This window comes from Bradyrhizobium sp. I71 (genome assembly GCF_022354745.1).
Taxonomy (GTDB): domain Bacteria; phylum Pseudomonadota; class Alphaproteobacteria; order Rhizobiales; family Xanthobacteraceae; genus Bradyrhizobium; species Bradyrhizobium liaoningense.
Map to the genome: position 1 here is coordinate 7,060,598 of NZ_CP059398.1, position 13,259 is coordinate 7,073,856.

At 65.1% G+C, this 13,259-nt stretch carries 11 protein-coding genes; 6 read left to right on the plus strand and 5 right to left on the minus strand.

Annotation, left to right across the window (positions count from 1 at the left end; translation table 11 throughout):
* Nucleotides 1-105: 105 nt before the first annotated feature.
* Together FJV43_RS33460 and FJV43_RS33465 are read left to right on the plus strand one after the other, a co-directional pair.
* Nucleotides 106-1,254, plus strand: a complete 1,149-nt coding sequence (locus FJV43_RS33460) for an ABC transporter substrate-binding protein (RefSeq protein ID WP_239623221.1) — start codon at nt 106-108, stop codon at nt 1,252-1,254.
* Nucleotides 1,254-3,323: a GGDEF domain-containing protein gene (locus FJV43_RS33465; RefSeq protein ID WP_239623222.1), complete on the plus strand. Its 2,070-nt coding sequence runs from the start codon at nt 1,254-1,256 to the stop codon at nt 3,321-3,323. Before FJV43_RS33460 ends, FJV43_RS33465 begins: the two co-directional genes overlap by 1 nt.
* A gap of 11 nt (nt 3,324-3,334) precedes the next feature.
* Here the strand turns inward: FJV43_RS33465 and FJV43_RS33470 are convergent, their stop codons facing one another.
* The gene (locus FJV43_RS33470; protein WP_239623223.1) at nt 3,335-4,060 is read right to left on the minus strand and encodes a sulfite exporter TauE/SafE family protein; all 726 of its coding nucleotides are present in this window, start codon (nt 4,058-4,060) and stop codon (nt 3,335-3,337) included.
* 394 nt (nt 4,061-4,454) lie between these two features.
* On the opposite strand from FJV43_RS33470, the gene FJV43_RS33475 reads away from it, so the two are divergent.
* The gene (locus tag FJV43_RS33475; RefSeq protein ID WP_239629725.1) at nt 4,455-5,231 is read left to right on the plus strand and encodes a potassium channel family protein; all 777 of its coding nucleotides are present in this window, start codon (nt 4,455-4,457) and stop codon (nt 5,229-5,231) included.
* Between the two features lie 105 nt (nt 5,232-5,336).
* Here FJV43_RS33475 and FJV43_RS33480 read toward each other — a convergent pair whose 3' ends face one another.
* Nucleotides 5,337-6,107, minus strand: a complete 771-nt coding sequence (locus tag FJV43_RS33480) for an exodeoxyribonuclease III (protein ID WP_239623224.1) — start codon at nt 6,105-6,107, stop codon at nt 5,337-5,339.
* A 40-nt stretch (nt 6,108-6,147) separates the two neighbouring features.
* Between FJV43_RS33480 and FJV43_RS33485 the strand changes: the two genes are divergently transcribed.
* Nucleotides 6,148-6,366, plus strand: coding sequence for a cysteine rich repeat-containing protein (locus tag FJV43_RS33485; protein ID WP_061876693.1), 219 nt, complete (start codon nt 6,148-6,150; stop codon nt 6,364-6,366).
* A 159-nt stretch (nt 6,367-6,525) separates the two neighbouring features.
* Here FJV43_RS33485 and alr read toward each other — a convergent pair whose 3' ends face one another.
* The 3 genes from alr to FJV43_RS33500 form a co-directional block, all read right to left on the minus strand.
* Nucleotides 6,526-7,803, minus strand: a complete 1,278-nt coding sequence (gene alr / locus FJV43_RS33490) for an alanine racemase (protein WP_239629727.1) — start codon at nt 7,801-7,803, stop codon at nt 6,526-6,528.
* Between the two features lie 46 nt (nt 7,804-7,849).
* Nucleotides 7,850-9,361 (minus strand): replicative DNA helicase, encoded by a 1,512-nt coding sequence (locus FJV43_RS33495; protein WP_239623225.1) that lies wholly within the window; start codon nt 9,359-9,361, stop codon nt 7,850-7,852.
* A gap of 741 nt (nt 9,362-10,102) precedes the next feature.
* Nucleotides 10,103-11,353: a cyclopropane-fatty-acyl-phospholipid synthase family protein gene (locus FJV43_RS33500; protein WP_239623226.1), complete on the minus strand. Its 1,251-nt coding sequence runs from the start codon at nt 11,351-11,353 to the stop codon at nt 10,103-10,105.
* 277 nt (nt 11,354-11,630) lie between these two features.
* Between FJV43_RS33500 and FJV43_RS33505 the strand changes: the two genes are divergently transcribed.
* Nucleotides 11,631-12,551, plus strand: a complete 921-nt coding sequence (locus FJV43_RS33505; RefSeq protein ID WP_239623227.1) for a hypothetical protein — start codon at nt 11,631-11,633, stop codon at nt 12,549-12,551.
* 109 nt (nt 12,552-12,660) lie between these two features.
* Entirely contained in the window at nt 12,661-13,257 is a 597-nt protein-coding gene (locus tag FJV43_RS33510) for a TetR/AcrR family transcriptional regulator (RefSeq protein WP_239623228.1), read from the plus strand.
* Nucleotides 13,258-13,259: the final 2 nt, after the last annotated feature.

The window sequence follows — 13,259 nt, forward strand, 5'->3', positions numbered from 1 at the left end:
ATAGATATACCGTTCATTAGCTCTGTGCCGCTGTGGCCTGGTTGATTTTGCAAAGTGTTAGCGGACGCGGGTCCAATCTCGGAACCGATCGGGTTGGGAATGGAAATGCCGGGATTCCGACGAATATTGCTCGCCGCGGGCATGGCCTGCAGCATTTTCGCGTATGCCGGCGGTAGCCTTGCCAAGCCCCTCGACATCGTCTTCGTCAATCCCGGCAAGACCGGTGAGGTCTACTGGGACATGGTCGCGCAGACCATGCAGGCCGCCGGCCGCAGGCTCGACGCCCATGTCGAGGTGCTGACCAGCGAGCGGAATTATCGCACCATGCAGGAGCTCGGCTTCAGCGTGGTGGCACGTCCCGACAAGCCCGATTTCCTCATCCTGTCGAACGAGGAGTCCGCCGCCGTCCCGATCCTGGAGGCGGCCGAGGCTGCGGGCGTCAAGACACTGCTGCTCTCGAACACGCTGATCGGCGAGGATGCGGCGCGTCTTGGACCGCCGCGCGAGAAGCTCAAGACCTGGCTCGGCGACATCACCACCGATCTGCAGACCGCGGGCGCACGGATGGCCAATGCGCTGATCGGGGTGGCGCGTGCCGAGAAATGGCAGAGCCCCGATGGCAAGATCCATATTCTCGGAATCGGCGGCGACGAGATCACCCCGGCCTCGATTGCCCGTAACGCCGGTCTCAAGCTGGCCTTGGATGCCGCGCCTGACGTCGTGGTGGACCGGCTGCTGTTCGCCAACTGGACGCAGTCGGAGGCCGAGCGGGTCACGGCGAATTACCTGGGCTGGGCTGCTCGCAAGGAGATCCGGCCTGCCGGCATATGGGCCGGAAACGATCCGATGGCGCTCGGCGCGCTCCGCGCGGCGATCGCAGCCGGCCTCGTGCCCGGTCGAAACATCCAGGTGGTGGGCCTCAACTGGTCGGAGGACGCGCTGCGCGAGATCAAGGCTGGTCGCCTGCTCCTGACCGACGGCGGGCATTTCCTGCTCGGCGGCTGGTCGATCGTTCTCCTGCGCGACTATGCCGATGGCTGCGATTTCGCGGCCGTTTCCCCGCACGTCGAGGTCAAGACGTCTGCGATCACGCGCGACAACCTCGCTTCGGTTGGCGACCTCATCAGGACGCGTGCGTTCGACCGGATCGATTTTGCGCGGTTCCGTGCGAAGGCCGGACGCTGCGGCCAATATGACTTCTCCCTCGATGCGCTCATCTCGTCGCTGCCGCTTGCCGAAGGCGTTGCGGACTGATGCGGGAGGATGAGGCGATGACCGATCCGGATCGCAACGAGCAGGCGGCGCCGCCGCGCCTGCGCTCGGTCGTCGACGCGATGATCTGGGCCACCGTGCCCGTTCTGCTGCTGGTGCAACTGCTCGCCTCCGCCGGCGTCGAGGCATCGAGCTTCTGGTCGCAGGTCAGGCAGCTCGACGCCCGCATCGCCCGCGTCGCCGAGAGCCGGGCCGAGCTGATCGCCGAGCCGCTGTGGAAGATGCGTTACGACCAGGTCACCGGCGTGCTCAACGAGATCATGCACGACGAGACCATCGCCGCGGCGGCGGTCTATGACGATACCGGCGCCGCCATTGCCCGCGTGGTCGCGCGGGCCGAAGACCAGGCGGTCGCGGAAGTCTCGCTCCCGATCTACTACAGCAATGGCAACATAGCCGTTGAGGCCGGCCGCATCGCCATCGCTTATTCGCGTGCGACGCTGTACGCGGATGCGGGCAGCCGCCTGCTGCTGCTGCTGGTGGTCGGCCTGCTCGCGACGTTTGCGACCCTGATCGCCATGCGGATCTCCGCCAACATCTTCATCGGCCGGCCGCTGGCGGCCATGATGTCTGCGATACAGCGCAGCAAGCAGGATGGCCGAGCCTATCCGGCGGACGTCACGTCCTCGAACGAATTCGGCCAGCTCGCGCGCGCCTTCAACGCCATGCAGCACACGACGTCAGGCGCGCTGGACCGGCTCGGGCACATGGCCACGCACGATCCGCTCACGGGGCTGCCGAACCGGCGCTCCCTGACCGAGCGCCTGGCCGTGGCGAGCCGGCAGGGAGGCTCGCCGGATACGCTGGTCGCGTTCTGCTTCATCGATCTCGACGACTTCAAGGGCATCAACGACACCTTCGGTCACGAGGCCGGCGACAAGTTCCTGGTTCAGATTTCGGAGCGTCTTCGTAGTGCGGTCGAAGCGGAGGACTGGGTTGCCCGACTCGGCGGCGACGAATTCGTCGTCATTCGTCCCGAGGTGAGCCACGAGCAGGCGGCGCACGCATTCGCTCAGCATGTGCTGGAGGCCATTTCCGAGCCGATCCGCCTCCACGACAAGCAAGTGGTGCCGCGTGCCAGCATCGGCCTTGCCGTGCGCCGCGCCGACGATCCGGAGCTGTCGCACCTGCCGACGCTCGCCGACATCGCGCTCTATCATGCCAAGAGCAAGGCGCCGGGCACGGTCGCCGTGCTGGACGAAGCGCTCCAGCGCGACTACCGCCGCCGCAGGGATCTCGAGCTCGCCATTCCCACCGGCTTCGCCGAGGGGCAGTTCGAGGTCTGGTATCAGAGCCAGGTCGATCTCGAAACCCACGACATCGTCGGCCTGGAAGCGCTGATCCGCTGGCGCCACCCTGAACACGGCGTGATCGGCCCTGGCGAATTCTTGCCGCTGATCGAGCGCAGCGGCAACAATGCGCGGCTGACCCGCTACGTGCTGACCGATGCCTGCCGGGCCTTGCAACGGTTGGCCGCCGCCGGCAGGCCGCAGATCCGGATCGCGATCAATTTGCCGCCCTCCGAACTTGCCGACCATTCGCTCGCCGCCGAGCTGCGTGCGACCTGTGCGCGCTTCGATGTTCCGGCCTCATCTCTCGAGCTCGAGATCACCGAGGGATCGCTGATCAACAACATCGCCAGCGCCTCCGAAACGCTGCATCGCCTGCGGCGCCTCGGCGCCACGATCGCGCTCGACGATTTCGGCACCGGCTACAGCTCGCTGGCTCATCTCAGGCGCTTCCCGCTCGACAAGGTCAAGATCGACAAGGCATTCATCCGGGAGATTCCCGACAGCGCCGAAGACAAGGCCATCGTCGGCGTGATCGCATCGCTCGCCGACACGCTGGGGCTGACCCTGGTCGCGGAGGGCATCGAGCACGCCGAGCAGGCCGAGGCCATGCGTGATATGGGCGTGAGGTTCGGGCAGGGCTTCCTCTATCAGCGGCCGCAGCCGCTCGAGGCCCTGTTGCAACAGCTCCACAGGCAGCCGGCGGCGCCGAGACGCGGCACCACCGAGAGCCCATCGATCGCGCCGGAATTCGCCGCCTGAACGCGGCCGTCTTACGGCTGGGCCGCGCTCCAGAGCATCGAGAGCCCGGCTGCGATCATGATCGCATCCATCACCAGGCGGAACACGTCCGGCCTCAGATGCAGCACGAAGCGTTTTGCGATGAAGGCACCTGACATCAGCGAGGAGCCCGCGATCAGGCCCTTCATGAACACATCGCCCGTCAGCGCGCCGAAACGCTCGAATGTCACTGATTTCGCGAAGTAGAGGCCGAGCGATGAGGCCGCTTCGGTGGCGAGGAAAGCGCCCTTGCTGAGGCCGTAGAACAGGAACAGCGGCACGCTGAGCGGGCCGGTCGAGACCACGATGCCGGTGAGATAGCCGATGACTGCGCCGCCGACGGCCAGATGCCAGAGATTGGCCTTGAGGTCATGCCGCGCCAGCCAGTGCCGCACCGGCACCATCGCGATCAGGAAGATACCGATGGTGAGATCGACGACGTGCGAGGGCAGCGCCAGCAACGTCCGCGCACCGAGCGCTGCGGCGGGAATGCCCGTGACCGAATAGGCCGCGCAGGCCCGCCAATCGACCTCACGCCACCAGGCCAGGATCCGCGAGAAGTTCGCCATCACGGAGGCGACCGCCATGATCGGCACGGCCTCCTTCGGCCCATAGGTATAGACCAGCACCGGCATCAGCATGATCGACGAGCCGGTGCCGACGATGCCTGAGATGGTGCCGGCGACGAGGCCGACGCTGAGGACGAAGAGAAAGGCCAAGACAGTCTCCACGAATCGGGAGAGTTTAGCCCCTGGCAGCGATACCGGCGATCCGCGCCGGGCGAGGGAACCTGTGCTGCGCATTCGCATGCCGGTGTGAGCTCCGGCTCCGAGGCGTTCGGTGCAAGCGGCTCCGCAGCGACAATTGCGCGTTGCGGCGACACGCCGTCATGGAGCATGGCCGCAAACGCCGCCGACAAAGGTGTTGCCGGTGAGGCTGATGAGCTCCGTCGCCATTCACGGGTCATCCTCACTGGAACGGGCGCGAGATTCCAGACGACGGCGCCCGAGATCGATTTGGGTCTCTTCGGCCACGGAGTGGCTGAATTTCGGTCCGATCTTGCGGCGCGCTGTGCGAGTTGCCATCATCCATGCAAACCGCGATCATGATGCCGTGACCCTGACGTCTCTCAGATGCAACGTCCGCCGCCTTTACGAGGGTGCAACGCCGAGCGGCGTGCGCTTCCGCTATGCGCTGCTCGTCTTCGACATCGTGACGGTGCTGTTCATCATCGCAACCTCGTTCCTGCAGCCCAGTGAGATCATTGAAACGCTCGATGTCCTGTTCGGCGTCATGCTACTTGCCGACTTCTCGGCTCGGCTCCTCGTCGATCGGCATCCGTTTCGAAAATTCACTGAAATCGCAACGTGGGCCGACATGGTTGCGATCGTATCCTTCCTGGCGCCGCTTGCCGGCGAGGCGGGCGGTTTTCTCCGGATCCTGCGAACCTTGGGGCTGCTTCGTGACTACCAGATGCTGGTGAGGTTGCGCATCGATTCTCCGTTCTTTCGTCGCAACGAAGACGTCATCTTCGCCGTCACGAACCTGGCAGTCTTCATATACGTCATGACCGGGATCGTTTACGAGACTCAGAAATTTCGCAACGACGAGATCCGGAACTATGCCGACGCCCTGTATTTCACCGTCACGGCACTGACGACGACCGGCTTTGGCGACATTACCCTGTCGGGCACGGTCGGTCGTTTGATAACCGTCGTGATCATGATTTTCGGCGTAACGTTGTTCTTCAATCTCGCCCGCGCGCTCCTCAGTCCCAACAAGGTGCGATTTCCGTGTCCGGCTTGCGGGCTCCAGAGGCATGACGCCGATGCGGTGCATTGCAAGGCCTGTGGAACTCTTCTCAACATTCCGGACGAAGGGGCAGTCTGAACAGCTCTCGCTGCTGGCGACGCCGCCAATGCGCGCTTGCTCGACGCTTTCGATCGGGATGCAGTGCCTGTGAACGTCATCGACGGCAGGAACTTGCGGTGAAGGTCACCGCAGCACCACCCACGCCGGCGCGTGATCGCTCGCGCCATCCTCGCCGCGGATCTTCCTGTCGACGCCGCTTTTTGCAAGGCGCGGTGCGAGGGCAGGGCTGAGCAGGAGATGATCGAGCCGCAGTCCTGCGTCGCGCGGCCAGCGGTTTCGTTTGTAGTCCCAGAACGTGTAGATGCGCTGGCCCGGGTAGAGCTCGCGCACTGCGTCGCACCAGCCTTGTTCGACCAGCGACGCAAAGGCCGCGCGGCTCTTCGGCTGGATCAGTGCATCCTTGTCCCATGACCGCGTCGGATAGATGTCGATCTCGGTTGGCGCGACGTTGTAGTCGCCGGCGAGCACCACGGGCAGATCCTGCTTGATGAACGTCTTGGCGTGGCGCTTGAGCCGCGCGAACCAGTCGAGCTTGAAGTCGAATTTCGGCCCCGGCTGCGGATTGCCGTTGGGCAGGTAGATGCTGGTGACGATGATGCCGCGCACGGCGGCTTCGATGTAGCGGGCTTCGAGATCGCCAGGCCTTCCCGGCAAGCGGTCGCGGGTGAGAATGGGCTCGGCATTGCGGGCAAGGATGGCGACGCCGTTCCATGTCTTCTGTCCACACCATACCGCGCCGTAGCCGGCCTTTTCGATCGCAGCCGCCGGAAATTCGCCATCACTTGCCTTCAACTCTTGAAGCGCGACGACATCGGGCTTTGCGACGCGCATCCATGCCAACAGATTGGGCAGGCGGCGGTTGATGTTGTTGATGTTGAATGTCGCGATCTTCATGTAGAGCTACCGGCTCCTGCGTTCCGTCACCGGAGATACAATGTCCAAATTGAGCTTTGTTGCCATCGCACTCGTCGTCGCGTTCTCCGGAGGCGCATCGGCACAATCGTCCGATCCGCGCGGCGCGTGCAAGGCGGACTACGACAAATTCTGCGCCGGCATCGCGCCGGGCGGCGGTCGGGTCGTCGCCTGCCTCAACGGCAAGCGCGACCAGCTCAGCGACACCTGCAAGGCGGCGCTGGACAGCCGCAAGAAGTAAGCAGGGCAGCCAATCTCGCGTCCCGGACAAGCCGCGTCGCGAAAGCGATGCGGCGCGGAGACCCGGAAAGCGAGGGGGCAATGCGGAGAGACGGACCCGGCGCTACAGCGCACCGCTGAAGAAGCGCTGCGTTGCGTCCGGGGCACGAAAGCGTGTCGATCAGGTCGGCAGCGGCGGTGGGCTTGCGGGCTGCTCGATGGGCGGCGGTGGGAGCGGCTGCTCGGCTCCCGTCGGCAGCGACGGCCGTTCCAGCGGCTCCACCACATCGCCGCCCTTGTAGACGCGCGCATAGCGGTGGCCGAGGCTCGTCAGCACCTCGTAGCCGATCGTGCCGAAATGGTGCGCGAGTTCGTCGACGGTGATGCCGTCGCCGAGCAGCGTCACCATGTGACCGCGCCGCGCCGCGTTCGGCGGCAGGTCGGTGATGTCGATGGCGATGAGGTCCATCGAGATGCGGCCCGCGATCGGGCAGCGCTTGCCGGCCACGACGACGTCGGCGCCGCGGGTGCCGTCATTGGAGCTGGCGGCACGGAAATAACCGTCGGCATAACCAACCGCGATGATCGCAAGTTTCGTCGGCCGCCGCGCGGTCCAGGTGCCGCCATAGCCAACGCTCTCGCCGCGCTCGACATTGCGGATCTGCACGATGCGCGCCTTGAGCTCGACCACCTGCTGCATAGGATTGTCGGCCTCCGGCGTCGGATTGACGCCGTAGAGCGCAGCCCCTGGTCGGACCAGATCGAACTGGAATGGCGCACCGAGGAAGATGCCCGAGGAATTCGCGAGGGCCGCCGGGACGCCCGTGAACTCGCTGGCAATGCTGCGGAAGGTCGCGAGCTGCTTGGCATTCATCGGGCTGTTGAGCTGCTCGGCCGAGACCAGATGGCTCATCACCAGCGTGATGCCGTGATCGCCGGCGTTGATGCGGGGGATGATGGCCTGTGCGTCCGCAAGCGTCAGGCCGAGCCGGTTCATGCCGGTGTCGATGTGAATAGCCGCGCCGCCGGTCCAGCCGCTGCGGCGGCAGAATACGTCCCATTCGGCGAGCTCGTTCAGATCGCCGATCACCGGACGGCAATTGATCTTGGCGTAGTGCTCGCCGGTATTCTGGAAATAGCCGCCGAGCACGTAGATCGTGGGCTCCGGCACGGCGGCGCGCACCTTGCGCGCCTCCTCGAGGGTGGCGACGAAGAAGGTCCTGCAGCCCGCTTTGCTCAGCGCCCGTGACACCTGCTCGGCGCCGCAGCCATAGGCGTCGGCCTTGATCACCGCCGAGCATTCGGCCGGCACCGCCGTCTTCTCGAGCTTGCGCCAATTGGCGATGATTGCATCGAGATCGACGGTCAGCACGCCGCCATAGGCCGCGAGCGCGGCAGCCTGATTGGCCTCTGCGGAGGAAAGGCCGGATTGCGGGATCGGTTTCGGGTCGGACGCCATTGTCATGGCGCCGTTTTACGCAAGAGGCAGGTCCGGTTCAAGGAACTCAGTAGTCGTTGTCGCTGCGAGTCGGCAGCTGGCTGTCAGGCGCAAGATCGCCGAACCGCGTGACCGAGGCTTCGAACGCCAGATCGACGGTGCCGGTGGGGCCGTGGCGCTGCTTGCCGATGATGACCTCGGCCTTTCCGTGCGCAAGACTCATGTCGAGCTGCCACTTCTCGTGTTCAGGCGTGCCTGGGCGGGGCTCCTTCATCGCGAGGTAATATTCCTCGCGGTAAACGAACAGCACAACGTCGGCGTCCTGCTCGATCGATCCGGATTCGCGCAAGTCGGAGAGCTGCGGCCGTTTGTCGTCGCGCGATTCGACCTGGCGTGAAAGCTGGGACAGCGCGATCACGGGAACGTTGAGCTCCTTGGCGAGCGCTTTCAGGCTGGTGGTGATCTCCGTGATTTCCTGCACGCGGCTGTCACTGGCGCGCTTGCTCGAACCCGAGAGCAGCTGGATGTAGTCGATCACGAGCAGATCGAGGCCCTTCTGGCGCTTCAGCCGTCGCGCCCGCGCCATCAGCTGCGCGATCGACAGACCGCCGGTGGCGTCGACATAGAACGGCAGCGATTGCAGCTCGATCGAGACCTCCCGGATCTTCTCGAAATCGGCTTCCGAGATGCCGCCGCGGCGGATGTGGGAGGAGGGAACGCCGGTGCGCTCGGCCACGATACGCGTGGCGAGCTGGTCGGCCGACATTTCGCAGGAGAAGAAGCCGATCACGCCGCCATTGGCAGCCTTCGTGGTGCCGTCGGCCTGGAGTTCCGGAACGTAGGCTCGTGCGACATTGTAGGCGATGTTGGTCGCGAGCGAGGTCTTGCCCATGCCGGGACGGCCCGCGACGATGATGAGGTCGGAGTGCTGCAGGCCGCCCATCTTGGTGTCGAGGTCGCGCATGCCCGTCGAGATGCCCGACAGCTTTCCGTCGCGCTGGAAAGCCTTTGCCGCCAGATCGACCGCGACCGCCAGCGCCTGCGAGAACTTCTGGAAACCGCCGTCGTAACGGCCGGACTCGGCGAGTTCATAAAGCTTGCGCTCGGCGTCCTCGATTTGCGCCCGTGGCTGGAAGTCGACCGGTGCGTCGTAGGCGACGTTGACCATGTCCTCGCCGATGCCGATCAGGTCGCGCCGCAACGACAGGTCGTAGACGGTGCGGCCATAGTCCTGGGCGTTGATGATGGTGGTGGCTTCGGCGGCGAGCCGCGCCAGATATTGTCCGATGGTCATGCCGCCGACATCGGTATCGGCGGGCAGGAACGTCTTCAGCGTGACGGGCGTCGCGATCTTGCCCATCCGGATCAGGCTGCCGGCGGTCTCGAAGATCGTCTGGTGCAGCGGCTCGAAGAAATGCTTCGCCTCCAGGAAGTCGGAGACGCGGTAGAAGGCGTCGTTGTTGACCAGGATCGCGCCCAGAAGGCTCTGTTCCGCCTCGATATTGTGCGGCGCGCTCCGATAGGCGGGAGTCCCGGCATCGGGCGCGAGTTTGAGAACGTTCGAATCAGTCAGGGCCATGGTCGGAGGTGCTTAGCAATTTTCTTGGGCAGATGCGGGGCCGGGATAAAGCGCCGCCGCAGGCGAAAGCGGAAGCGAAAGCTGATCGCTATCAACCGCTCAGTTAAAATGGTGGATGATTAGCGGTCGCAGCATGCGCCGCGCTTGACGGATTTCCGCGGAACCCGCGCCATCGAAAAAGACTGAAACCCATGAACCCTATCGACCGGCGGGCAGACGTATTGAGAGCGCGCGAAATGACGCACGCTGGCCGCGTTCGGCTCGGTTCAGACCAGCAGGAGGTAGACCAGCGCAACCAGGGCGGCCCCGACGCCGGTGACGATCAGGGCATAATCGGTACGGAGGTCGTCCGGCACGTCGAATGAGGTTCGGGTCTCTTTGCTCATGGCGACGGTCTAAGACAGCCCCGACCAGACTTATGTGAAGCAGATCACATCTCCCCGGATTCTTTCGGGGATAATGCGGAACAGCCAGGCCGGCCGGGGATTGTCCTAACCCCCGCCAACAGGGACACGAGGCAAGCGATGCAGCCAGAACGGCAGCACCAGAACTGGCGAAGCGAGGCTGGCAGCCGGCTTTGGCTGTCCGGGTTGATCGCGGCCATGGAGCACGCGGAACGGCCCGACGTCCGTCGCCAGCCGGTCGCACCCGAGATCCTGCTGCAGCTGCGCGCGCAACTGGCGCTAGCGGCCTCTTTCCGGACATCCCGGATGTCGACCCCGCGTCACTAGGACCTGGGGTCTATTCACCAGCCAGCTTGAGCCTGGGCATCGCCGAGGCCTCACGTGCCCGCAGCCGGGCTTCCTCCCGCTGGATGTAGTCGCGGGTCCTCGGCACCACGCCCTGGCGACGGGTCAGCTGGATCTGGAAGTTCATCATGGCTTGCTTGCGGAACGTCATCTCGCAGGCCGCCAGATAGAACTCCCACATCAGGGCGAAGCGCTCGTCGTAGAGCTGCACCGCCTCCTCGCGCCGCGCCATGAAGCGCTCTCGCCAGGCCTTCAGCGTCTCGGCGTAGTGCAGGCGCAGAATCTCGATGTCGCAGACCAGCAGGCCCGCTCGCTCGATCGCCGGCAGCACCTCCGACAGGGCGGGGATGTAGCCGCCGGGGAAGATGTATTTGGCGATCCAGGGATTGGTCGAGTCCGGGCCCTGCGAACGGGCGATCGCGTGCAGCAGCATGACGCCGTCCTCGCTCAGCAATTCGGCGCAGCGCTGAAAATAGGCGTCGTAGAACCTTGCCCCGACATGTTCGAACATGCCGACCGAGACGATGCGGTCGAAGGTGCCGTCAATGTCGCGATAATCCTTGAGCTGGAATCTGGCCGAGTCCGTCAGGCCCTTTTCGGCAGCGCGTGCATTGGCGACCTGCAACTGCTCGGTCGACAGCGTGATGCCGGTGAGGTCGGCGCCCGCGATCTCGGCGAGATAGAGCCCGAGGCCGCCCCAGCCGGAGCCGATGTCGAGCACGCGCTGGCCGTCCTTGATGAGAAGCTTCGCAGCAATGTGCCGTTTCTTGGCAAGCTGCGCGTCGTCGAGCGGCATCTCGGGCGTTTCGAAATAGGCGCAGCTATATTGCTTGTCGGCATCGAGAAAGAGCGAATAGAGCCGGCCGTCGAGATCGTAGTGATGGGCGACGTTGTGGCGGGCGCGGGTGCGGGGATTGAACTGCTTCAGGTGCCGCGTCAGGTAGCGCAGGTGCCACCACGGTTTAGCCCAGTGCGGCAATAGGTCGGGTTGATCGAGCAGGATCGCGAGGGCATCAGCTATGGTGCCGCGCTCGACCACGAACTCGCCGTCCATATAGGCCTCGCCGAGCCCGAGCTCGGGATTGATGAGGCTCTTCCGCTCCGCGTCCGCGGTGACGAAGCGCACCGCGACCGGCTCGCCCGAGCCGTCGCCGACGGTGAACTTCGATCCGCTTGCGCTGGTCACCGTCATCGACCCGCGCCGGATGAATTGAGACAGGAATCTACGCAACAAACGGTCCATCGACATTTCCTCTCGAGCGAACCCGAAAAGATGCGACTAACCCGGCCTTCACATCTGACGCCCAGGCGCCGCAGCGGTTCCTATGCGTTTGCATGCAAATCTAGCGAGCCGGTTCCGGCTGCGCTATTGCGCTGTATTCAAAGCCGATATTCGAAAATGGCTTAATCACATCCTTGCGCGCGGAGCCTGCTTCCATTCGCAGCTCAATCGGTTAAAAGGTGACCGCCGCCGCGCCGGAGGCCGGCTGCATTCGCGGAATTCAATGGAGATGATGGGAATGTCGAGCCGAGCGCTCAGCCTCGCGACGGTATTGCTTCTGACCGGCTTCGGTGCGGCCGATACCGTTCTAGCGCAGGCGACGAACCTCGAGGCCGGCAAGACCCCGTCCCAGCTTTTCGCGCAGACCTGCAACGCCTGCCACAAGAGCCCGCGCGGACTCCTGAAGTCCGTGACGCCGAGCTCGTTGCCGGGATTCCTGCGCCAGCACTACACCACGAGCTCGGACATGGCGGGCGTCCTCGCCTCCTACCTGGTGTCCAACGGTGCCACCGACACCCGCTACCAGGCCAAGGACGGCAAGAAGGACGGCGCCAGGGAGAAGGAAGCCAACACCGCTCCGGGCCAGTCGCCTGAGCATCAGGGCCGCCGCCACCGCTCGCAAGAGGCCGCCAGGCCGGAGGGCGAGGGTGCTACTCCGGCCCCCGAGGGCGCGCGCCAGAAGCGCGCGGCGCGACCCGCCGAGGAAGAAGGTGCGAAGCCGGAGGGACAGGCGGCGCCCGAGCCGCGCAAAGGCAAGCGGCGCGCCAAGCCGGGCACTGAGGAATCCCCCAAGGTCGATGCCGCCGCGCCGGCGACCGAGGACAAGAAGAGCGAGCCAAAGCCTGAGGCCGACAGCGGCAAGGCATCCGAGAAGCCCGTTGAGGCCAGGCCGGACAGCTCAAAGGTCGAAACGCGCGGCAGCGAAGCTCCGGCACTGCGACCCGACCCGGTCCCGCAGGTGGCGCCGGCTGCACCTGCCGCGGCAAAGCCCGCCGAACCGGCGTCGTCCAAGCCGGCGGAAGAGACCGCTTCCAAGCCGGCCGCGCCAGCAGCGAGCCCCGAACCGGCGGCCAGGCCGCAGCAGGACCCGGCACCGCCCGCGACCGCTGCAGCCCCGCCGGCGCCGTCCGGCCCGCCGGTACCGCCGATCTCGCGCTAGTTCCGCTACGTTCTCAGCCCGACATGCGGAGGCCGCTTTCAACGCGGTCTCCGCATCGTATTGACCGTTGCTAGAGTGTTGCTCTAGAGTAATGCTCTAGGAGGCGTCGATGGCGGCGAGCGTGCGAGACGATCTGTTGGCAGCCGGGCTGCTGGTGTTCGACCGCGTCGGCTTCGAAGCCGCGACGGTGGCTGCGATCCGCACCCGGGCCCGCGCCTCCAACGGCAGCTTCTTTCATGCCTTCGGTTCGAAGAAGGAGCTCGCCGGTGCGCTGTTTCTGGAGGTCTTGCGGCACTATCACGCCGCGGTGCTGGCGGCGCTGGATCCCGTGCCCGATGCGGAGCAGGGCATCGAGCGCCTGATCCGGGCCCATCTCGACTGGGTCGTGACCAGCCGGCGCGAGGCGCGCTACCTCTTCGAGATTTCGCGCAGCGAATGGGGCGAGGACGTGCGCGATGCCCAGCGCGCGCAGAACGCGCGGCTTGCCGAGGGCATCGAGCGCTGGCGTGCGCCGCTGGTTGCAAGCGGCGAGCTTCTGCCGATGACGCCGGTGATGTTCGTCAGCCAGCTCATCGGTCCGGCGCAGATATTCTGCCGTGCCTTTCTGTCGGGACGCGACCGCACCGATCCGCGCAGTGAGGCCGACACCCTGATCGCTTGCGCCATTCGTGCGCTGAGGCCACTCGATCGCATCAACAAGCAATAGGG